Raw genomic sequence first — 22450 nt, 5'->3', positions numbered from 1 at the left:
AAGCAGAGTAAAAATGAAACAAAAAATTAAAATACAAGCACTTATGATATCATTAGTACTAGTATCTGGCTGTCAAAAAAGTGAAATATCTGATCAAGACACAGAACAGCAACCAACAGCTAGTTCACAAAAAGAACAAAGTTTAGAAAAAGATGTTAAAAAAGTAGTTGAAATCAATAAACAAAAATCGACGAATGCTTTTAGTAATAATGGCGAAAAAATTACCTTTGATGCACCGACTTTAACCAAGGGCACAGAAGTCTTTAATCACGCAATGCAAGAGCGCGGCATTGCAACGGGTGCAATTTACTTAACGCTAAAAGAGAATAGCTTACCGGTAGAGCTTAGCAGTCAATATGCGCTGAAAAAAATGACCAACAAAAGCTACCGCTACCTTGCTGAAAAAGACACTGATTTATTAAAAGTGCAAAACGCTTTTAAACAAAATGTCAATGTCGATGTTGTTGAAATTAAAGTTGATTATTCACCGATAAAAGAGGTGATGTAGGTTGGGTAGAGCGCAGCGAAACCCATCGTGAAGAAGCTGTCAGCCTGTAGCAGCGGGTTTATCCCGCGTCATCATGCGCTAGGTTCTAGAAGGAGCCGTCAGACGCGCGAAACAAGTTTCACGCCTACATCAAACCGTAGGCGTCATGCTTACATGGCGTGTCTAACATTCAACGCCATTTAATCAAGCTAACTCAACATTCAAAAACAACACTTTCGGCTTAAAACTTACAGCTGAAAGCTTTAAGCTGTTTTACCTACTCCACCACAAAATCAAAATAGGTTGCGGGGTATGCTTGCGGTTTGTAAGTAAAATGCCACCATTCCATTGAATAAGGCGCAAAGCCGGCCTCAGTCATCAGGCTTTTTAATTTGTATCGATTGGCTTTTTGCTCTGCACTAATGCGTGAGTCGTCGGTGTTAGAAAGAGTGTCGAACATATCAAATGGTGAGCCCATATCGAGCTCATTGCCTTTTGCATCAACTAAGGTTAAATCAATCGTTGAACCACGGCTATGACCCGATTTAGCAGCGATGTAATCACCAAGCAGTTTGTCTTTGCCTAAGTTTGGATAAAACTCAGCTTTAGTGCGGGTATCTTCTAAATCGTTAACCCAACGTACAAAGTGATCAACAGCGCGCTGCGGGCGATAACAATCATATATTTTCAAGCTCAGGCCTTGGGTTTGCGCTGCTACTTGCACTTTTTTAAGGGCTGTAGCAGCACTGTTGTGCAATAAACATTTTGGCGCATTGTAACCATCAACAGGTTTGCCAACAAAGTTATGATGGCCAAAATAACGAATATCTAACACAGCATTAGGTAGCAAAGCACCAACATCCACAAATTCGCTACGTTTATCATCGCTTGAGTCTGCATAAACATTGCCTGTTAAAATAACAGCAATACTTAACAAGGAAATGGATTTAGGTAAACGAGTCAAAAAAGTGAATGCCATTTTGGTTTTCCATAAATAACTTAATAACATTCACTATTGCACATTAAATAACTTATTCCAAGATTGGAGACTCAGAAATAGTTGTGAAATCTTGGCCATAACTTGCATTAACTACAGAACGATTGCGGCCCGTTTTTTTAGCTTGATATAAGGCTTGGTCAGCGAGCTTAAGTACTTCATCAATGTTCAGTTGCTCAATCGGCCAACCAGATATACCAATAGATACATTAATGCAGCCAACAGGGTCAATGTAGCTTTCAGATATCCGCATCCGCAAGCGCTCTGCAAGCTGATACGCCCGTTTGACCTCAACTCTTGGCATGATCACAATAAATTCTTCTCCACCAGTACGAGCAACAACGTCGCTATCACGAGTTACATCTAACAAAATTTTAGCAAGCGACTGTAATACCACATCACCAATATCATGCCCAAACTCGTCGTTAACCCGCTTAAAGTGATCAATATCGATTGCCAAAACTGCAAACGGGCAGCGCTGTGCAATAAAATGACTTAACTGCGCATCAAAGCTTCTACGGTTGTGTAACCCTGTTAGTGAGTCTGTCTGTGCTTCTTGACGTAACAAACCAATTTTACTGTGTAATAAACCAACTCCCTTTAACATTGCTTTTCTAAGCTCATTACTTTCAAAATACCATGAACGAATTAGCATTAACTCGCGTGTTGTGGTTGGCCTATCCAACGTATTTGCGGTTTCAGCAAGTTGCCTCAATGGGCTCGCTATTTTTCTAGCTAATACCCAAATTAATATTAAAGTGATGACACCCACGGGCGCCGTTTTTATGAAGACTTGCCACATTAAATTATCAAGCGGTGCTAATGTGTCTTCAAGGGGTCGTTGTGCAATGACTCCCCAAGGAGCAACGGTTAAAGGAGCAAAGCCAGCCAACATTTCAACCCCTTTGCTATTACTTAATAGTTCAGTTCCGGCTTGCCCTTTCAAAACAGCCTTGATCACAGGGTTTTCAAAAACTTGCTCCCCTATCCTTTTTGTATCAGGGTGATAAAGCAAGCGATGATTCTCATCAACAACATATAAATATGAACCATCGCGATAATAGTGAACTTGTAAAAGCTGGTTTAGAATGCTTGTGCGCTTCAAATATAATGTACCGCCGACATAGCCAATGAATTCACCTTGCTTATCAAATAAAGGCTGAGAAATAAAAATCAGCAAATTTCCCGCCATCGAAATATACGGTTCGCTGATCATCGGGGTTCGATAAGAAAGCGCAGCTTTAGTCCCAAAACTATCAACTTTGCGATTTTTAAGTTTTAAGGATTGCGGTGATACCCCTAAGATATCGCCTTGTTTATTAACAATAATGGTCGAGTTAAAACTGTTAGTTTGTAATCTCAATCGTTCTGCTTCAGCATTTATCAACCCTTGATTATTAAAGTCATTTTCAAGAATTTTACCTACATAAGCCAGTTGCTGCTGCGCCGCCAATAAAAAATTATCGGTGGCCGATACCAGTTTAGCTGCGTAAGCTTTGTGATTTTCAAGCGTTTTATCTATTAGTTGTTGCTTTTGAACTTGATAGCTCGAGTAATAACTGTTTAGAAAGGTGATTAGCGTTGCCGAAAACGCTAATAATAAAATTAAGCGGCGCAGATTTAAACCTGCCTTAAGACCATTAAGCACTGTAATTCTCACATCAAAGCCCAATGTCCATATCGGGTACATCTAATACATTTATACTAGCAATTTATCACTACAGCCTCTATAAAACTTTCGTCATAATTTGATTTAGCTCAATGATGATGCAATAAAGTCAAAATTTATATTGACAAATAAACTTGCCCAAAAGGAATAATTTATTACAATAAAGAAAAAATATAGAAATTTTTCATGTTTAAACATAGTTCTGCGATCATCAATAAACTCCCTTCACATCGCCTGATGGCGTTAGATGTAATGCGCGGTTTGACTATTACCGCAATGATATTAGTGAATAACCCTGGCAGCTGGGGAGCGATGTATTGGCCTTTAAAGCATGCTGACTGGCATGGTTGGACACCTACCGATTTAATTTTTCCGTTTTTTATTTTTATTGTCGGCATGTCTATCACGCTATCAGTAAATAGCTTGCGTGCTAAAGGGATCAGTGATCAACACATACTAAAAGCAGGGGTTATTCGTACCATTAAACTCATTGCTCTCGGTTGGTTTTTAGCCTTGTTTTATTACAACTTTCGAGATCCTTCTTTTAGCTGGGTTGATGACAAGTTATTACAGCTGCGCGTGTTAGGTGTGCTGCAACGTATCGGTTTGGTCTATTTAGTAGCTCTGTGTTGTTATCTTTATTTATCACCTAAGAAAATAGCCATTACTTGCATCGCTCTTTTATTATTTTATGGTGCCGCCATGCTTTATATCCCGTATACCTTGCCAAACGGCGAGGTAGTGAGTGGTTTATGGTTACATGGCAATAACTTAAGTGCCTTCATAGACAATACCGTACTTGGTAGTCATCACCTGTATTATGCCAATGCTAAGCCACTGCCATTTGACCCTGAAGGACTGTTCTCAACACTGCCTGCCATTGCAAGTGCGCTAAGCGGCATATTGGCTGCGGTTTATTTAACTAAGCAACCCGACCTTAAAAAACAAGCCCGTACACTTATCTTACTGGGCACATTAGCCGTTATTGCTGGCTATGCGATTGCACTAATAACACCTATCAATAAAGCCTTATGGACGCCGAGCTATGTGCTACTCAGCTCAGGGCTTGCAGCGATTTTCTATGCACTGTGCAGTGCTATTTTAGATATTTATAAGCTGCGTAGTTGGGGCGCTCCGTTTATTGTATTTGGTGCGAATGCGATATTATTTTTTATGTTTGCGGGCGTGTTTGCACGGCTATTAATTATGATCCCGCTCGGCGATAGCAGTTTAAAAGGCAGTATTTATGGCTTAATACAATTAGTGTTCAGTAATGATCACCTCGCTTCATTTAGCTTTTCACTGCTGTTTTTAATGGTGTCTTATGGTGTGATGTACGGCTGCTACCGCAAAGGCATTTTTTGGAAAGTGTAAGCTTTAAAAAATAGATGAGCCAGTCAGCAACTGGCTCATCAAATTAGCAATTAAGCCTGTTTTATTGCATGGCTTTGCTTATCGAGTAGATACAAAATTGACTGATAACTAATGCCACTGTGTTCAGTTAAACCAATTTCGCAACTACGGCTATTAGACACGCCGCGATTACAGTTCTTTGGTACCTGTTGTTTAAGGGTTTTTAACGCATTGCCATTGAGTTCTGGCAAGTTAAAGCCCTTATCACCTGCAAAACCACAACACTCAATATCAGCTGGAATAATCACCTCATTACTACATGCCTTGGCAAGTGATACTAGGCTTTGCTCTTTACCTAATCGCTTAGAACTACAAGTAACATGGAGCATCACCGGATCTTGCACGGGGGTTACCTGCAAATTAGGCAGTAAATGTTGGGCTGCAAAATCAGCACTTTCATAAATTGTGAGTGCCGTATTTTGCGCGGTATTAAGAGTAGTAAGTGCACAAGGGCTGGCATCAAAAACAATGGGATATTGGCCATTATTTGAAAGCGCCTCGAGCTCAGTAAGTAACTGCTTACTTTTATTTTTAAACTCTTCATTAAAGCCTTTACTAGCAAATGGCATACCGCAACAAAGTGAATCTACTTGTTGCGGAAGTAGCACTTCATAGCCTGCTTTGGCAGCGAGTGAATAGATAACATCTAGCAGTGGGCGCTTATCATCGGCAAACTTATCGGGGGCAAAAATCCGGCTTGCGCAGCTTGGCATATACACCAACTTTTTCGTTTGTTGGAGCTGCTTGAATTGCTTATTAATTGGTTGCTCAGCTCTTGGCCATGCCGAGTAATACAGCGGTGTACCAAGCAACTTATTGGCAGGCTTGCTTAGGCTTCTTAGCTTACTGCTGCCGATTGCTTTTTCGAGCACCTGCATCACAGTTAAACCAAACCGTGCACCCTTAGCAACAACCGCAAAATGCTTGCTAGCAAAACGTGATAATGATCGCGCAACTTTGTTCGATGAGGCTTGCTCTGCTCTGAGCGATTTTATAAATTCGCCCGTGTTTATTCCCACCGGGCATTTAAGGCCACAAAGGCCCGTTGCCGCGCATGAATCTATACCTAAGTATTTAAAGTCGGCCTCGATAACACTGAGCTTTTGATTTAACTTCTGCTTGCTTGCTAAATCTTCGGTTGTTAGCAATTGATTGTGTAACTCGGTGCGGTGTCGCCATAAAGTAATACGCTGCCTCGGTGTTAAGCTAAGCCCTTTTGACGGGCAAACAACTTCGCAAAAACCACATTCAATACAGGTATCGATAATATCATCACTTTTTGGCATGACTTTTAAATGCTGAGTGTGAGCATTTTTGTCGTGATTTATAATAACCCCAGGGTTAAGAATATTTTGTTTATCGAATAATGCTTTAAGCGCAACCATCACCGCAAAGCCATCGTCTCCCCATTCGGTGGCAACAAACGGTGCCATGTTACGCCCAGTACCATGCTCAGCTTTTAATGACCCTTTTAGTTCAACCGCCACTAAGTTCGCCACATCAGCCATAAATTGTTCGTATCGGCTTACTTGCTCTGGTGTATCGAAAGCTTGGGTGAATACAAAATGCAGATTTCCGGCAAGGGCATGCCCAAAAATAATGGCTTCATCATAACCATATTTGATAAATAATTGATGCAGCGCATTTACGCCCTCAGCTAATTTATCAAGAGCAAAGGCAACATCTTCAATAATCACAGTAGTGCCAGTTTCGCGCACTGCGCCAACAGCAGGAAAGGTACCTTTACGGATATTCCAAAGTGCCGCATTACGGGCGCTGTCTGCTGAAAACTCAATCGCTGCCAGTTGGCTTTGCTTAAACTCAGCAAGAAGTTGTTCGGTGACCTTAGTGAGCACATCGAGAGCTTGTGCATTTTCAGCTCTTAACTCAATTAACAGTGCCGCTGACTGCTCAGGGTAGCTGGCCACTTCTTTTGGCATGATGGCGTGTTCAGATACCGACATCAGGGCACGTTTATCTAGCAGCTCAACGGCCGCAACATCAACTTCACTCAGCCTTTGTACCAGCTCACACACCTTGCTGATATCGTCAAAAATAAAGAAACCTGTGTGTTTGTACTTATGCTCAACCACTGTGTGGTAAGTGATATCGGCGATAAAAGCTAAGGTGCCTTCAGAGCCGATAATTAAGTGCTTAATGATTTCGATTGGATCAGAAAAATCCAGCAGTGCATTTAAACCATAACCCGTGGTATTTTTTAAACGGTATTTATGGGCGATGCGCTCACTCAAATCGGGGTTTTGCTTTACCCTATCAACAAGGCTCATTAGCTCATCAACCCAAAGACTATGGCTTTGTAAAAAGGCATTACAGCTTTGGCTATCAGCCGTATCTAGCACAGTGCCATCGGCAAAAATGAGGGTCATATCTTTTACTGTGTGGTAGCTGTTTTGCGCCACCCCACAACACATACCCGATGAATTATTTGCCGCCATTCCGGCTATTTTGCAGCTATTAATTGAAGCGGGATCAGGGCCAATTTTTTTACCAAACGGGGCTAATACTTGATTTACTCGAGCACCAATGATCGCCGGTTGTAAACGTATTGCCTCGGCGTCATCAATAATCTCAAACTTGCTCCAACTATCGCACAATAAAACTAATACCGAATCGGTAATTGCTTGCCCAGATAAACTCGTGCCAGCGGCGCGAAAAGTAATGGGAACCTGTAGCTCGTTGGCAGTAATGATCACTTGCCGTGCTTGATTTTGATTGCTCACTAATACAATTAACTCAGGGATTAATCGATAAAAGCTAGCGTCAGTCCCGTACGCATAACGGCGCGAGTAATCTTCTATTAATGCAGACTCTGGTAAAAAAGGTTTAATTTGCTGTTTAAATGCGTGCAATCGAGTAAAAGCCATCTCGCCCCCAGGCTTGTCATATTTACGCTGATGATTATGGAATATATTATTACTTTAAATTGTACTAAAAAGCGACCCATTAAATTGATAAATTATCAACTTGCCACGCTTTTCATCAGTATAAAGGTTTGGTTACTTAAGCTTATTAGCCCTATTTGGTGATCTAACTTAGCTTTTTGCAGTCGGACTCAAAAACCGCTAGGGTAGCAAAAAAATACTGTATTTATATTTAAAAACCCATTAACATCAAGAATAATTTATTCTAAAAACTAAATAAGCGTTTTGCTTTGGAGCTTGCTGTGTTAAATAAGTTTGCACTATCGTCACTGGTTATCGGATTAGGATGTTTCATGCCATTACAATCATCATTTGCTGAGTCTGCATTAACTTTAAAACAACAGTTAGGGCAAAAGCTCATGCTTGACCTACGTTATTACTGCGAGCAAGACCCGGGTGAGCAAAAATGCCGTACACCGGTGACAGAACTGCCGGCCGATTTAGCAAATATCATCACTAAACATAACATTGGTGGGGTGATCTTATTTGCAGAAAATATCGATACTGTGCCGCAAGTGATCAAACTTAACAATGACCTACAAAAAGCCGCCGCTAAGTCAGAGTTAGGCTTACCGCTGTTTATTTCGATAGACCAAGAGGGCGGCCGAGTTGCCCGTATTCCTCGTGATGTAGGTACATCGTTTACCGGTAACATGTCGATTGGCGCGACCTATAAAGAACATGGTACCCACTTCGCGACTGAGTCTGCCCGCATTATAGCCGACGAGCTATTAGCACTGGGTGTTAATGTTAACTATGCACCCACGGTTGATGTAAACATGAACCCAGATAACCCCGTTATTAACGTGCGCTCTTACGGTGAAGATCCGCAATTGGTTGCAAAACTAGGTGGTGCCCAAGTAGCTGGGTTTGAAAACAACGGCGTTATTTCATCGTTAAAGCACTTTCCGGGGCATGGCGATACCAATGTAGATAGCCACACAGGTCTGCCAAAAGTAATGCATGATAAAGAAACCATTTGGCAGCAAGACTTACCCCCTTTTAAAGAAATTATTAAAAACCAACAGCCGGGTATGATCATGACCGCACATATCCAATACCCTGCCCTTGACGACAGCACGTTTGTCAGTAAAGAAGGCAAAACCATGATCAAGCCTGCAACGATGTCGCGCAAAATCATCACTGACTTATTACGTGACGAACTTGGTTATCAAGGTGTGGTGATCACAGATGCTCTTGATATGGCGGGGATCAGCCACTTTTTTGAACCAATTGAAGCGGTCGTAAATACCTTTGCAGCGGGTGTTGATATTGCCCTGATGCCAATCGAAATCAGAAGCCCTAAAGACTTAGCTGTGCTTGAAGCCCTGATTGAGCGATTAGAACAAGAAGTACAACGCGGCACGTTAAATGCCAACGAAATGAGTGCTTCTGCTACACGCATTTTAAAACTTAAAGAAAAGTTTAAGCTCACTTCGTTGCTTGATGACAAAGCAGCCATCAAAAAAGCGCAGCTTTTACTCGGTGATCAAAGCCATAGAAAAGTAGAAGCCGAATTAGCATTAGCTGCTATCACCGAAGTGAAAAACGAGAAAAGCACTCTACCGCTTAGCATTAAATCGGGCAGCAAAGTGCATATTATTATGCCAGATACCCGTAAATGCTATGCTCTGCAGCAGGCGTTAATTGACAACACCGATAAGTTAATCAGCTTTAGCTGCACAAGTTTGCAAGGTTATGAGCCGCTTGCAACATTAAAAGAAATTAACGAATCGGATATAATCATTGCCGCCAATGCGTCACCAAAACAAAGTGCTGTTGAAGTCGGTGGGATGGATGACTTAGCTGACAACCCGGAGTTTGCAATTGCTAAAGCCGACCAATCTGCGGCATTAGAGTCATTGCTAAAACAAGCAAAATTAGCCCATAAGAAGACTATATTTGTAAGCTTACGTGCCCCTTACGATATTGCCCAATTCGGGAAATTTAGCGACGCTGTACTTGCTACTTATGCTTACAATATTGATGTAGATACTGATGAGAAAATTGCAGGGCCAGCTTTCACAGCACTGGCAAAAGTATTACTAGGAAAAGCTCCTGCAAAAGGACAGCTACCCGTTACTATTAATGATCTGAACTGAGTGTTATTGTAAAACTATCAGTTAAGCATTTGGTAAGGATCGGTATATGCAAAAAAATGCATCATTAACCACTCCCGCAGCTATACGAAAAATGGTTCGCGCAGGAGATTACAGTGGTAATACATCGGGCTTTGCACCGGGCTTTGTGCAGGCTAATTTAGTCATTTTACCCAAACAGTACGCGTTTGATTTTTTGCAGTTTAGTCAAGCAAACCCAAAATCGTGCCCAATTATTGCCTCTAGTCGCTTACCGGGCGTTGCCGATATGCCAAGTGTTGGTGAAGACATTGATATTCGTAGCGATTTACCTCGTTACCGCGTCTTCAAACATGGCCAAATGGTTGAAGAGGTTACCGATATTACGAATCATTGGCGCGACGATTTAGTCACCTTTTTAATTGGTTGCTCGTTCTCATTTGAAGAAGCGCTGATTGCCGCAGGTCTTGAAATCAGAAACATCAGCGAGCAAAAGAATGTGCCTATGTATGTGACTAATATGGCGTGCCAGAGTGCGGGAATTTTCCACGCCAATATGGTTGTGAGTATGCGCCCGATGAAACCTGCCGATGCCATTCGCGCTATCCAAATTTGCAGCCGCTTTCCAAGTGTACATGGTGCGCCAGTGCATTTTGGCGACCCTGCTGCAATTGGCATTAAAGATATTAACAAACCTGAGTTTGGTGATGCGGTGACCATTAAAGAAGGCGAAGTGCCCGTATTTTGGGCCTGTGGTGTTACTCCACAAGTCGCGATTGCCAACGCGGCTCCTGATTTTTGTATCACGCATAGTCCAGGACACATGCTGATCACTGATATTCCAAATAGTAAAATGGCAGCGTTATAAATGACGATGAAATTAAACTGCGACCTTGGTGAAAGCTATGGCATGTGGAAAATGGGCTTAGATGAGCAAGTTATGCCACATATTGATATGGCAAATATTGCTTGTGGCTTTCATGCTGGCGATGCCGATGTGATGGCAAACACCCTAACCCTCGCCAAGCAGCACAAAGTAATGGTTGGCGCGCACCCAAGTTACCCTGATAAACAAGGCTTTGGTCGCCGCTCAATGGCTATGAGCGAAAAAGAGCTGACAAATTGCCTGCATTATCAAATTGCTGCAATTGATGGTATGGCTGCAGTACATGGTTTAACGCTCGAATACGTTAAGCCACATGGTGCATTGTATAACGATATGATGAGTGACGAGCAAACGCTGAATATCGTTATGCGCGCAGTGGCAAGTTATGCAAAGCCATTAAAATTAATGATTTTAGCTACCAACCAAGCTGCCAAACACAAAGTACAAGCAAACGAGCTTCAACTAGAACTCATTTTAGAAGCGTTTGCCGACCGTCAATACACAGACGAAGGTAAGCTTGTTGCACGTTCTTTAGCGGGCAGCTTACACGACAAAGCGGCGCTAATGGCGCAAGTTAAACAGTTAGTTGCACATGGCACAGTCACTACACGAAGTGGTGAGCAGCTGGCACTTAATGCTGATAGCCTGTGTGTGCATGGCGATAATGAAGCGGGTATTGCGCTCATTCAAGAGATCAAAGCACTATGTCAGCAAGCCTAAGCGACGCTGCGCTCAGCCAACAAATTGAAACCATGATGGTTGAACAAAACCCGCGTGGAATGCAGCATTTATACGCAAAACAACTTACGGGTACGTATTTACGCGCAGCAAAATACCTTTATAAAGCACAAGGTACTGTGTTGATAGGTACGGGCTTTGCGGTCAACAATACCTTCGAGACTGATGGTCCGGTTGGTGCAATTGCACTTTACAAGGTACTCGAAAAGCTTGGTAAACAGCCTATTTTGGTTACTGGCAACCCCCTTTACAGTGCCCTGAAAAATGACTTTAACTGTTTTGAGCTACCTATAAATAGCATTGATAATGCACACACTTTTAGCATTAAAGCCCTTGCGCAGCTAAAACCTGAGTGTGTTTTATCAATAGAACGCCCGGGGCTTAACGAGCATCAGCGTTATTATAATATGCGCGGTATTGATATTTCGGAGCATTGCGGCTGCTTTGATTTTTTTGTGACAGAAGCACCTTGCCCCACCATAGCGATTGGTGATGGCGGTAACGAAATAGGCATGGGTAACCTTGCACAGCATATGCAAGCGCTAAACATCACTCCTTGTTTAACAACCTGTGATGAGCTATTACTCGCCGATGTATCTAACTGGGCAGCATACGGACTCATTGCCTTTTTAAGTCGCTGGCATAACACTGATTTGTTGGCTGATATTGAGCCACTCAACATTTTACATTACCTAAGTGAGCGCGGTAGTGTCGATGGCGTCACCCATAAAAATGAGCTCACCGAAGACGGCCTGCATGCAATGCATGGTCAACAATTAATAACTCGGCTTCGCCAACTTGGCGGCTTTACGACAGAGAATGAGGTTTAACAATGGGCACGGTATACCTAAACGGTGAATACCTTGGCGCTGATGAAGCAAAGATTTCACCCATGGATCGCGGCTTCTTATTTGGCGATGGCATCTATGAAGTGATCCCATCATACCAAGGCAAAATGCTTGGCTTTGGCGCACATATTGAGCGTATGAATAACGGTTTAAACGAACTTGAAATTAAGCTCGATTACAGTGCCGATACGTGGCGTAAAATCTGTAATGATTTATGCGAGAAAAACCAAGGTGATAATCTAGGGATTTATTTACACGTGAGCCGTGGCGCTGATACTAAACGTGCCCACGGTTACCCAACTAATATTACCCCGACCGTATTCGCGTTTGCTTTTGAAATTCCGGCAGAGCCAAAAGGCGATATCGACAATGCAACAACTTACACTGTATCGCTTGAGCAAGACCGTCGCTGGCAACGCTGCCATATAAAATCAACGGCACTGCTTGGCAACGTGATCCATTACCAGCACGGTGCAGCAGCGGGCAACAAAGAAACTATTCTATTTAACCGCTTAGAAGAAATTACCGAAGCTAGTTCAAGTAATGTGTTTATTGTTAAAGATGGTGTGATCAGTACGCCACCACTTGATAACCAAATTTTACCGGGGATCACCCGCTGGTTAATCCTCAATATTCTTCACAGTTACAGTAACTTTAAAGTGCAAGAGCGCATTATTAGTAAAGACGAGTTACTTGATGCCGACGAAGTATGGATCACTAGCGCCACTAAAGAAGTTGGCCCAGTTGTAAAAGTAAATGGCAAGTTAGTTGGCGATGGTAAGCCTGGTGCAGTTTGGCAACAAGTGCAAAGCTTGTTTACCAAGCATAAGTTTGATTACTAATTTAATCGGACTCAAAAACAAACGCCTACTGCAAGTAGGCGTTTTTGTTTTAGCTTTTATTTGCTTTATAAGGCCAAGCTTGCAATAGGCCGTCACTGGTTTCTGAATATAGCTGCTTACCATCGTAAGCCACACTCAGTACTGACGTTCGCTGGCGCTGTTGTTTAGCTTCGTACTCAGCGATTAGTTCACCATCTGCAACGCGATATAAACGCATCTTCATTTTTGGCGACCCAGTTAATAGCCATTTATCTCGATTAATAAATTGCGATGCGGTGAACTCAATAAAGTTAGAGTATGAGGCCACTTCTGATAACTCTTTTTTATTGGCTAAATCAAAGAATACACGATCATCAACCGAGTCAATTGCAAAGCCCAAGCTTGCTGTTTTATTTAAAGTAACGTGATTCACTCTAGTCGCTAAACGCTCTTCAAAGCGAGTGCTGCCATCACTTGTTGACCAAAGCTTAACGTACTTGTCGCTTGAGCCGGTAAACGCCCACTGCCCATCAGCCGATAACGCCACGCTATTAATATCTAAGCGATGAATATCAAAACGCTTAGTATCACCTGTGCGAGTATTTATTACCTCAGCCTTGCCGCTACGATAAGCGATAACCAACGTATCGCCTACGGCTGAAATAGCGATGTCTCTTGCGATTTCTTGCCCGGTGAGCCAAGTACCAATACTACGCCCAGTGCGAGTATCGTATAAAGTCACCGATAATCGATTTGAAATGAAAAAACGAGATTTGTTAGCGCTAAAGCCCACAAGCTCAACATGTTCAGCGCCCTGCCCTGTTATACAATCGTATAGACGCGCTTTTAACTGATTATCCCAAACGCACACCTCAGATTGGGTTGCCACTAACGCGTGACTAGCATCCTCGGTTAGTGCCGTGGCACTTAGCAACTCATTGCCATGGGCAAATTCACTACTTGCAGGTGCAGTAAACACCTCACCTCCACCACAGCCCACAAGGCTCAGTGCAAATACACAAGCAAGAGGTTTAAAAAGTTTCGACGTCATGATTATTCTCAATTTTATAATTATTTTTGTATTGGCGCAGTGTAATGAAAATAAGCGGAAGTTGGTAGGGGAACTAGCTTTCAGCCGTCAGTTTTTGTAGACGTGAAATTTATTTCGCGCGAAGCGCTGGCAGCTGTGCGATGCAGCGGCGCGCCATGCGAGCATGGCGCTTACTCAAAACGATTATTGGTCTGTTCTGCTCACGATTTCGTAGCCTTCAGCTTCATAATCATTGATGCATTTTTGAAATTTATTTTGAAGTTTTATTTCATCAAAAAAGCCAAGTGAGTATGCATCACACTTTACTTTCATATGTTCACTGTTTTCCAAAACCGCATTTAGTTTGAGCTCAGCAAAACCAAATTTATAGGCTAATTCTGTGAACTGTGAATACAGAACCAAAAGCAGTACAGCGAGAAGGGTAAGCGTTAGTGTATTTTTCATTTTTATTTCCTTTAAAAGTGTTGGTAAAAAGTCTGGAGCAATTATCGAACCAACAATATAACCTCATATAAATCAATAAAATGGATTATTCACGCAAAAGCATAGTTGATATTTCCACCAATAAATAGTGAAAAAGACAACTATTTCCTAAAATAAATACAACCGTATTGTGATGTGTGTTTTTAAGGTGCGAAGTACGAGATTCGAGATGCGAAGTATGAGATTCGAGGTGCGAAATGCGAGGACCGAGATGTGAGGTAGGAGGTGCTTTAGCGCCGAACAACAACTTCCTAATCACAGCTTAAGATTACCCTACAATTTTCTTGTAGGCGTGAAATTTATTTCGCGCGAAGAGCCGGTAGGTATGCGATGTTACTGGCGTGCCATGTGAGCATAGCGCAAAGAAGAGTTAAGAGTTACGCGGCATAAAGCTACATAAGCTAGGCCCTGTTTCCTAGAGCCTAGCGCCTGTTAACTTTCAATCTGATAGCTGACGGCTGAAAGCTTACAGCTCACTTTCCCTCGCTCACTCCCCTCACCCATGCGTAAAACAAAACACATTAAGTTTGTTACCGTCTAAGTCTCTAAAGTATCCCGCATAAAAGCCGGGCATTTCACGTGGACCGGGGGCGCCTTCGTCTGTGCCACCTAGTTCTATGGCTTTTTTATAAAAGGCATCTACTTGGGCTGGGGTTTCGACTGCCAGAGCAATCATAGTGCCGTTACCTACTGTGGCTTTTTCATCGTTATAAGGTTTGGTAACCGCAAAACCGGGCTTATCTTGACCTGTGCTCCATGCGACAAAGCGGTCAGTTTCTAAAAAGCGCTCGGCGTTTAAAGTGGCGAACAATTCATCGTAATACTTTACTGCTTTAGCTAGGTTGTTAGTGCCTAACATGGTGTAACCTATCATTGTGTGCTCCTTACGTTTAAAAGTGTCTGTACTCAACATAAAAGGGAAATGACCATCTGTCTATTGATTTCTCCATTCATCGCAATGGACTATATTTCTGATGGTTGTTACTTTATAACAGGTTAACACGCCCTAATTTCTGCTCACTAACAAGGAAATAAAATGAAGTTTAAAACGTCTTTAGCACTGCTTGCAGCAGCCAGCTTTTACAGCCATGCAGGAGCTAGCAATACCTTTCAACTTGAAAATGTTTTTGATCTTGAATACGCCAACCAAATAGAAATGACAAAAAATGGCGATACAATTTACTTTGTGCGTAATCGCATGGATATCAAAAGCGACCGTAAAGTCAGTAATATTTGGTCAGTAAACCCAGATGGTAAAACCATGCTACCGCTAACATCTGGCGTGCATATGGATTACTCTCCGGTGTTGTCACCAGATGAAACTCGTTTAGCGTTTATTTCTACCCGAGATGGTAGCAGCCAAATCTATGTAAAATGGTTAAAAACCGGTAACGTAGCAAAAATTAGTAACCTAACGCAAAGCCCTGGCGGATTAACTTGGACGCCAGATGGTAAACAATTAGTGTTTAGTCAGTTTGTGCCAGCAAAATCAGCAAGCCCAGTGTCTTTACCGGGCAAGCCAGAAGGCGCTAAGTGGGCTGAGCCAGCTAAATATATTGGCGATACCTATTACCGTGCCGATGGCGGTGGCTACTCTGAAAAAGGTTATCGTCACTTTTTTATCATCAGTGCAACGGGCGGCAATGCACGTCAATTGAGTTCTGGTGATTTTGATCATGGTGGTGCTATTAGCTTTAACGAACAAGGCGATGCGTTTTATTTTTCGGCTAATCGCTATGAAGACAATGAATTACACCCAACTGAATCTGAAATCTATAAACTTAGCTTAGCGGATCGTTCAATTACCCAAATAACAGACCGTAAAGGCCCAGATTCACGCCCTAAAGTCTCGCCAAATGGTCGTTATCTAGCATACACAGGTTACGACGACAAAAAAACTAACTATGAAAATAACGACATTTATTTACTTGATTTAAAATCAGGTAAAACCTCGGTACTCACTGCTGATTTAGACCGTAGTGTCGAAGATATTAAATGGGATGATAGCGGCAGAGGCCTTTATTTTAGCTACGATAGTGAAGGTAAAACTCATCTAGCTTACCAGCCGCGTAGTGGTAAACATAAGGTGATTACCTCAGAGATTGGGAGTGTCGCCTTTGGTCGCCCATATTCAGGTGGTGACTTTGATGTGAGCGAAGATGGTGAAGTTGCATTCACACTTGCAGATACCCAACGTCCAGCAGATGTAGCATTAATTAAGCGTGGTAAAACGGCGCGTTTAACACAATTAAACGAAGATGCGCTGGGCGACAAAGAGCTGGCTAAGGTTGAAGAAATTTGGGTTAAATCAAGCCACGATGGCTTGGCTATTCAAGGTTGGATTGCTTACCCGCCGGGCTTTGATAAAAACAAAAAGTATCCACTTGTTTTAGAGATCCACGGCGGTCCTGTTGCAAACTACGGCCCTCACTTTAGCCCTGAAGTACAATTATACGCAGCCAAAGGTAATGTTGTGCTATATATGAACCCGCGCGGCAGTGACTCATACGGTAAAGAGTTTGCGCAAACAATTCATCATAACTACCCAAGTAATGACTTTGATGACTTAATGACAGGTGTTGATGCTGTCATCAATAAGGGCTTTATTGATGAGAGTAAGTTGTTTGTCACCGGCGGTTCAGGTGGCGGTGTTTTAACTGCATGGATTGTAGGTCATACAGACCGCTTTGCAGCCGCTGTTGTTGCTAAACCTGTTATCAATTGGATCAGCTTTGTACTAACTGCTGATTTCTACCCTTTCTTTGCTGACTATTGGTTCCCAGGTAAACCATGGGACAACATTGAGCATTATATGAAGCGCTCTCCAATTAGCTATGTGGGCAATGTAAAAACACCCACTATGCTGTTAACTGGTGAATCAGACTATCGCACGCCGATTTCTGAAACCGAGCAATTTTACCAAGCGTTAAAGCTTCAAGGCGTTGATACAGCGATGGTGCGTATTCCTAATGCCTCACATGGTATTACCGCGCGCCCATCAAACCTGATGACCAAAGTCGCCTATATTCAATGGTGGTTTGATAAACATAGTAAGTAGTTGCGGGTTGCGAGCAATAGTTTAGGTGCGGCTTTATGCCGCGCCATATATAAACCATAACGCGGGATAAACCCGCTGCTATTTTCTAACTTTTGAATTTCAATCTGATAGCTGACGGCTGAAAGCTGACAGCTCTCTTTTCTGTAAACCCCCTTTACAGTCAAAATATGAGTAACTCCTTACATACATTTCTCAAATATCGGACATTAATCCAAAAGCAGTTAGTAAAAAATCGGTTTATAGCCAAAATCAGTAACTTGAGTTAGTAAAAAATCGGTTTGTGCCGCTAGAAACCTAGCTTCAGTTAGTAAAATTTTGGTTTGTAAGGGTGTTGAGTTGGTAAAAAATCGGTTTATGGCTTGAGTGAGTTAATAAAAAATCGGTTTGTAAATCGCTAGATTCTACAAAACAACATTAAATTGCCGTTTATATGAGCCAATTTTAACCATTCTAGAGGCTGTAATTAGGCAATAGGCCCTAAATTAAGGCTTATACGGCGGAGGTAGTTAAATCCTGATCTAAAATTCTTAGGCTGGTAAATGCGTGATCTGTATTTTTATAAAGCTAGTAAATGGCTGATCCAAGACTTGGTTAAAGAGTGATCCGAGATATGAGGTGCGAGATGCGAGGTGAGAGATGCGAGTCTGATGGCTGACGGCTGAAAGCTGATAGCTAAAAAGCGAAAAAGGGCCCGAAGGCCCCCAACAACATTATTGAATAGCTATAAAGGAAACTACATTACAACTTGGTTAGAACTGGTTCATGGTATTTGCTTCACCACCGGCTTTAAGCGCATTTTCACCAGAGAAGTACTCTTTATGAGTATCACCAATGTTAGAACCTGCTAGGTCTTGGTGTTTCACTGATGCTTGTTCACGGCGGATTTCTTGACGTTGTACGTCGCGAACATACGCCAGCATTCCTAGGTCGCCGAAATAGCCTTCTGATAGGATATCAGTGCTTAGCGCCGCAGTATGGTAAGTTGGTAGCGTGATTAGGTGATGGAAGATACCCGCTTCACGTGCACCATCTTTTTGGAAGTTTTGCACAAGTACGTCTGCTGCCGCTGCAAGCTCTGTGTCATCCATTTCTGGCGCCATTAATGCCTTATTGTCATCGATGCTTGGGTAAGCTGATAAGTCTTTACCTTGCTCTTGCCACTCAGCATATACTTGCTCACGGAATTTAAGTGTCCAGTTGAACGACGGTGAGTTGTTGTATACCAGCTTAGCATTGGGTACTTGCTCTTTAACGCGGTTTACAAGCTCAGCGATTTGTTTAACATTTGGTTTTTCTGTTTCAATCCACAGTAAGTCTGCGCCTGATTGTAAGCTAGTTACACAGTCTAGAACTACGCGGTCTTTCTCTGTGCCTTCACGGAACTGGTATAAACCATTATCTAAACGTGTTGGTTTGCAAAGCTGACCATTCAGCTTCATTGCTGTGTCGCCTTCGTTTAAGTCATCCACACTGTTTACTGGTGTTGTTTCAAGGAACGACGTGTATTGGCTAGCAAGGTCGCCAGGAGTTTTAGATACTGGCACTTTTTGAGTAAGACTTGCACCTAATGAGTCTGTGCGAGCAACAATAATACCGTTATCAATGCCAAGCTCTAAGAATGCGTAACGAACTGCGTTAATTTTTGCTAAGAAATCTTCATGCGGTACAGTTACTTTACCAGCTTGGTGACCACATTGTTTTGCGTCAGATACTTGGTTCTCGATTTGGATAGCACATGCACCCGCTTCAATCATCTTTTTAGCAAGTAGGTAAGTTGCTTCTTCGTTACCGAAACCCGCATCGATATCAGCAATAATTGGCACAACATGGCTTTCGAAGTTATCGATTTTATTTAGCACTGCTTGAACGTCACCGCCGTTTGCTTTCGCTTCGTCTAGGTCTTTGTAAAGGTGGTCAAGCTCACGTGCATCAGCTTGCTTTAAGAAAGTGTAGATTTCTTCGATTAGCGCTGGAACAGACGTTTTTTCATGCATACTTTGGTCAGGTAATGGACCAAACTCAGAGCGAAGTGCCGCAACCATCCAGCCACTTAGGTATACATAGCTGCGTTTAGTTGTTTTGTTATGACGTTTAATTGCCATCATCATTTGCTGTGCAATAAAACCATGCCAACAACCTAATGATTGTGTGTATTGGCTGTGGTCAGCATCATAAGCTGCCATGTCTGCACGCATAATGTCTGCAGTGTATTGAGCAATGTCTAGACCCGTACGAAAACGGTTTTGTAAGCGCATACGGCTAGCGTATTCTGGGTTGATTGACTGCCACGTTTTGCCTTGTGTTTGACATAAAGTAGCTAAGTTATCGGTTTCGCGTTGATATCTTGTCATAATAAAAATCCTTCGAACGGGTTATCTATTTTTTGTTAGTGAGAGTGGCTACTTGGCGTTTGCTTCGTAGCGCTTAATTCAACATTAGGCGGATTTTTGGAATTTAGTAAATTTATAGTTGTTATTACCACTATATTTTTAGTGAATGGCAAATAGCCTGCTTATTAGCCTTTTTTACGATATGGTTGGACCATGAATGATCAAATTAAGCTCGTTTAAAGGACATTATTATGACCACTCTCTCACTTAACGGTTTAAGCGTTGATCAACAACTTGCACAGTTTGTTGAACAGCAACTTTTACCAGGAACAGGCATTAGCACAGACACTTTTTGGCAAGGTTTTGCTGATATCGTCAATGAACTAACGCCAATCAATCGTGCGCTTTTAGAAAAACGCGAACAACTACAAGCTAAGATTGATGACTACCATAAACAGCAGCCGGTATGGGATGCGGCTAACTATCAAGCATTCCTTGAAGACATAGGCTACCTCGTTCCTGAGCCAGCTAGTTTCAGCATAGAAACAGAGCAAGTAGAGCCTGAAATCGCAAACACAGCTGGGCCACAGCTTGTTGTGCCAGTGAGTAATGCACGCTTTGCCTTAAACGCCGCAAATGCGCGCTGGGGCTCACTGTATGATGCGCTATACGGCACAGATGTATTAAGTGAAGACGACGGCGCTGAGAAAGGCTCTACATACAACCCTGTGCGTGGCTTTAAAGTCATGGCTTATGCCCGCCAGTTCCTTGATAAAGCACTGCCTTTAGCAAACGGCTCACACATCGAAAGCACCAGCTATGCAGTGGTTAATAATGAGCTTTTAATCACATTACGTGATAGTAGTCAGGTTCGCCTAGCAAACCCTGTACAACTTATTGGTTACCAAGGTGAAGCGCAAAATCCAAGCGCTATCTTATTGAAAAATAATGGCTTACATATTGAGCTGCAAATAGACCATCATCACCCAATAGGCCAAGCAGATAAAGCAGGCCTTAAAGATGTACTACTAGAAGCAGCCCTTACAACGATTATGGACTGTGAAGATTCCGTTGCTGCCGTTGATGCCGAAGACAAAGTAAACGTCTATCAAAACTGGCTTGGTTTAATGCAAGGAAACCTTGTAGAAGCATTTAACAAAGAAGGTAAAACTATTGAGCGTCGTTTAGCACAAGATCGCCAATATCAAGGTGTAAATGGCGAAACAATCACGCTAAAAGGTCGTAGCATGATGTTTGTGCGTAATGTTGGCCACTTAATGACTAATCCAGCTATCCAAGATAGTGAAGGCAATGACGTGTTTGAAGGCATTATGGATGCCATTATCACTAGCACCGCTGCACTTCATGACTTAAAAGCTACAGGTAGCCTTAAAAATTCAACGGCTAAGAGTATTAATATTGTTAAGCCAAAAATGCATGGTCCAGAAGAAGTTGCCTTCACTAATACCCTGTTTACCCGCGTTGAGCAGCTGTTAGGCTTGCCTACAAACACCATTAAAATGGGTATTATGGATGAAGAGCGTCGTACTTCAGCTAACTTAAAAGCCTGTATTTTCGAAGCTAAAAAGCGTGTTGTATTCATCAATACCGGCTTCTTAGACCGCACTGGTGACGAAATTCATACTTCAATGCAAGCAGGTGTAGTACTGCCAAAAGGCGCTATTAAGCTTGAACCTTGGATCAGCGCATACGAAGATCGCAACGTAGATATTGGTCTTGCAACTGGCCTTAGTGGTAAAGCACAGATTGGTAAGGGTATGTGGCCAATGCCAGATAAAATGGCGTTAATGATGGAACAAAAAAGTGGTCACCCGAAAAGTGGTGCAAATACCGCGTGGGTGCCCTCTCCTACTGCTGCAACACTGCATGCCATGCATTATCATGATATTGATGTATTTGCCTGCCAAAAAGCGCTTATGGACCGCAAAGAAGCAAGCCTTACCAGCTTACTCACTCCGCCGCTTATGAAAGATGCCAGCAGCTTAAGCAAAGAAGATATTCAAGCCGAACTTGATAACAACGCTCAGGGTATTTTAGGTTATGTTGTGCGTTGGATTGACCAAGGTATTGGTTGCTCAAAAGTACCAGACATCAACCATGTCGGTTTAATGGAAGACCGTGCCACACTGCGTATTTCAAGCCAGCACATGGCCAACTGGCTGTATCATGGCGTTTGTTCTGAAGAGCAAATTAGAAAAACCATGGCACGTATGGCGAAAGTTGTTGATGGTCAAAATGAAGGTGATCCGGCCTACAATAATATGGCTGATTCAGCCGAAACTTTAGCACAAAGTGTTGCTTATCAAGCAGCTTTAGCCCTTGTATTAGAGGGAGTTAAACAACCTAGTGGCTATACTGAACCATTATTGCATGCGTTCCGTATAAAGTATAAATCGTTAAATTAGCCACTACACAACTCCCCTTCGAGTTTCATGTGTCGTTCATAGCAGCCCAAGGGCTGCTTTTTTTTGACTAATATCAACTGATACCAATCCGCAATAATACTTAATTATTTTGAGGGATTAAACCTGTCGCTACCTGCGTTAAAAACTTCTGATTTACGACTGCATGGATGCAGAAGGTAGAGCAATGCAGGAGCAATTGCCGAGCACAACTAAATAACGAAAT

General features: G+C 42.4%; 16 protein-coding genes. 9 read left to right on the top strand and 7 right to left on the bottom strand.

What is annotated here, in order from left to right:
- The first annotated feature begins 13 nt into the window (after positions 1-13).
- Positions 14-508: a hypothetical protein gene (locus NO991_RS00080; RefSeq protein WP_300545001.1), complete on the top strand. Its 495-nt coding sequence runs from the start codon at positions 14-16 to the stop codon at positions 506-508.
- A gap of 256 nt (positions 509-764) precedes the next feature.
- Here the strand turns inward: NO991_RS00080 and NO991_RS00075 are convergent, their stop codons facing one another.
- Both NO991_RS00075 and NO991_RS00070 read right to left on the bottom strand, forming a co-directional pair.
- Entirely contained in the window at positions 765-1466 is a 702-nt protein-coding gene (locus NO991_RS00075; RefSeq protein ID WP_371351495.1) for a M15 family metallopeptidase, read from the bottom strand.
- A gap of 52 nt (positions 1467-1518) precedes the next feature.
- Positions 1519-3144, bottom strand: a complete 1626-nt coding sequence (locus tag NO991_RS00070; protein WP_249364116.1) for a sensor domain-containing diguanylate cyclase — start codon at positions 3142-3144, stop codon at positions 1519-1521.
- Between the two features lie 195 nt (positions 3145-3339).
- On the opposite strand from NO991_RS00070, the gene NO991_RS00065 reads away from it, so the two are divergent.
- A complete protein-coding gene (locus NO991_RS00065; RefSeq protein WP_300358416.1) occupies positions 3340-4527 on the top strand; it encodes an acyltransferase family protein in 1188 nt (395 codons plus the stop codon).
- A 50-nt stretch (positions 4528-4577) separates the two neighbouring features.
- Here the strand turns inward: NO991_RS00065 and NO991_RS00060 are convergent, their stop codons facing one another.
- Positions 4578-7451 carry an FAD-binding and (Fe-S)-binding domain-containing protein gene (locus NO991_RS00060; RefSeq protein WP_300358413.1) on the bottom strand — a complete coding sequence of 958 codons (2874 nt, stop codon included), beginning with the start codon at positions 7449-7451 and terminating at the stop codon, positions 4578-4580.
- Between the two features lie 350 nt (positions 7452-7801).
- On the opposite strand from NO991_RS00060, the gene NO991_RS00055 reads away from it, so the two are divergent.
- From NO991_RS00055 to NO991_RS00035, 5 genes are read left to right on the top strand one after another with little or no spacing between them, the layout of a single operon-like run.
- Positions 7802-9610 carry a glycoside hydrolase family 3 protein gene (locus NO991_RS00055; protein WP_194441165.1) on the top strand — a complete coding sequence of 603 codons (1809 nt, stop codon included), beginning with the start codon at positions 7802-7804 and terminating at the stop codon, positions 9608-9610.
- A 46-nt stretch (positions 9611-9656) separates the two neighbouring features.
- Entirely contained in the window at positions 9657-10454 is a 798-nt protein-coding gene (locus tag NO991_RS00050; RefSeq protein ID WP_194441164.1) for a putative hydro-lyase, read from the top strand.
- A 6-nt stretch (positions 10455-10460) separates the two neighbouring features.
- Positions 10461-11192 carry a 5-oxoprolinase subunit PxpA gene (locus NO991_RS00045; protein ID WP_300358428.1) on the top strand — a complete coding sequence of 244 codons (732 nt, stop codon included), beginning with the start codon at positions 10461-10463 and terminating at the stop codon, positions 11190-11192.
- Positions 11177-12040 (top strand): glutamate cyclase domain-containing protein, encoded by an 864-nt coding sequence (locus tag NO991_RS00040; RefSeq protein WP_371351494.1) that lies wholly within the window; start codon positions 11177-11179, stop codon positions 12038-12040. Before NO991_RS00045 ends, NO991_RS00040 begins: the two co-directional genes overlap by 16 nt.
- A 2-nt stretch (positions 12041-12042) precedes the next feature.
- On the top strand, positions 12043-12900 hold the full coding sequence (locus NO991_RS00035) for an aminotransferase class IV (RefSeq protein WP_054553387.1): 858 nt from the start codon (positions 12043-12045) through the stop codon (positions 12898-12900).
- Positions 12901-12949: 49 nt separating this feature from the next.
- On the opposite strand, the gene NO991_RS00030 is transcribed toward NO991_RS00035, so the two are convergent.
- From NO991_RS00030 to NO991_RS00020, 3 genes are all read right to left on the bottom strand, one after another.
- Positions 12950-13930: a WD40 repeat domain-containing protein gene (locus NO991_RS00030; protein WP_300358406.1), complete on the bottom strand. Its 981-nt coding sequence runs from the start codon at positions 13928-13930 to the stop codon at positions 12950-12952.
- Positions 13931-14113: 183 nt separating this feature from the next.
- On the bottom strand, positions 14114-14374 hold the full coding sequence (locus NO991_RS00025; RefSeq protein ID WP_054553385.1) for a hypothetical protein: 261 nt from the start codon (positions 14372-14374) through the stop codon (positions 14114-14116).
- Between the two features lie 535 nt (positions 14375-14909).
- On the bottom strand, positions 14910-15287 hold the full coding sequence (locus NO991_RS00020) for a VOC family protein (RefSeq protein ID WP_055021764.1): 378 nt from the start codon (positions 15285-15287) through the stop codon (positions 14910-14912).
- A 162-nt stretch (positions 15288-15449) separates the two neighbouring features.
- Between NO991_RS00020 and NO991_RS00015 the strand changes: the two genes are divergently transcribed.
- Complete coding sequence (locus NO991_RS00015; RefSeq protein ID WP_371351493.1) at positions 15450-17471, top strand: prolyl oligopeptidase family serine peptidase; 2022 nt, start codon at positions 15450-15452, stop codon at positions 17469-17471.
- Positions 17472-18220: 749 nt separating this feature from the next.
- Here the strand turns inward: NO991_RS00015 and NO991_RS00010 are convergent.
- Entirely contained in the window at positions 18221-19822 is a 1602-nt protein-coding gene (locus NO991_RS00010; RefSeq protein ID WP_300358397.1) for an isocitrate lyase, read from the bottom strand.
- A 230-nt stretch (positions 19823-20052) separates the two neighbouring features.
- Here NO991_RS00010 and NO991_RS00005 point away from each other — a divergent pair, with 230 nt between their 5' ends.
- A complete protein-coding gene (locus tag NO991_RS00005) occupies positions 20053-22227 on the top strand; it encodes a malate synthase G (RefSeq protein WP_371351492.1) in 2175 nt (724 codons plus the stop codon).
- Positions 22228-22450: the final 223 nt, after the last annotated feature.

Origin of the sequence: Pseudoalteromonas sp. DY56-GL22, assembly GCF_041414715.1 — a bacterium.
Taxonomy (GTDB): Bacteria; Pseudomonadota; Gammaproteobacteria; order Enterobacterales; family Alteromonadaceae; genus Pseudoalteromonas; species Pseudoalteromonas simplex.
This window is presented reverse-complemented; position numbering and strand designations above follow the sequence as displayed.

Coding starts and splice junctions, on each gene's coding strand:
- NO991_RS00030 (WP_300358406.1), bottom strand. CDS start 13,930: ATGACGTCGAAACTTTTTAAACCTCTTGCTTGTGTATTTGCACTGAGC.
- NO991_RS00050 (WP_194441164.1), top strand. CDS start 9,657: ATGCAAAAAAATGCATCATTAACCACTCCCGCAGCTATACGAAAAATG.
- NO991_RS00005 (WP_371351492.1), top strand. CDS start 20,053: ATGACCACTCTCTCACTTAACGGTTTAAGCGTTGATCAACAACTTGCA.
- NO991_RS00045 (WP_300358428.1), top strand. CDS start 10,461: ATGAAATTAAACTGCGACCTTGGTGAAAGCTATGGCATGTGGAAAATG.
- NO991_RS00055 (WP_194441165.1), top strand. CDS start 7,802: ATGCCATTACAATCATCATTTGCTGAGTCTGCATTAACTTTAAAACAA.
- NO991_RS00065 (WP_300358416.1), top strand. CDS start 3,340: ATGTTTAAACATAGTTCTGCGATCATCAATAAACTCCCTTCACATCGC.
- NO991_RS00015 (WP_371351493.1), top strand. CDS start 15,450: ATGAAGTTTAAAACGTCTTTAGCACTGCTTGCAGCAGCCAGCTTTTAC.
- NO991_RS00060 (WP_300358413.1), bottom strand. CDS start 7,451: ATGGCTTTTACTCGATTGCACGCATTTAAACAGCAAATTAAACCTTTT.
- NO991_RS00035 (WP_054553387.1), top strand. CDS start 12,043: ATGGGCACGGTATACCTAAACGGTGAATACCTTGGCGCTGATGAAGCA.
- NO991_RS00010 (WP_300358397.1), bottom strand. CDS start 19,822: ATGACAAGATATCAACGCGAAACCGATAACTTAGCTACTTTATGTCAA.
- NO991_RS00020 (WP_055021764.1), bottom strand. CDS start 15,287: ATGATAGGTTACACCATGTTAGGCACTAACAACCTAGCTAAAGCAGTA.
- NO991_RS00025 (WP_054553385.1), bottom strand. CDS start 14,374: ATGAAAAATACACTAACGCTTACCCTTCTCGCTGTACTGCTTTTGGTT.
- NO991_RS00040 (WP_371351494.1), top strand. CDS start 11,177: ATGTCAGCAAGCCTAAGCGACGCTGCGCTCAGCCAACAAATTGAAACC.
- NO991_RS00075 (WP_371351495.1), bottom strand. CDS start 1,466: ATGGCATTCACTTTTTTGACTCGTTTACCTAAATCCATTTCCTTGTTA.
- NO991_RS00080 (WP_300545001.1), top strand. CDS start 14: ATGAAACAAAAAATTAAAATACAAGCACTTATGATATCATTAGTACTA.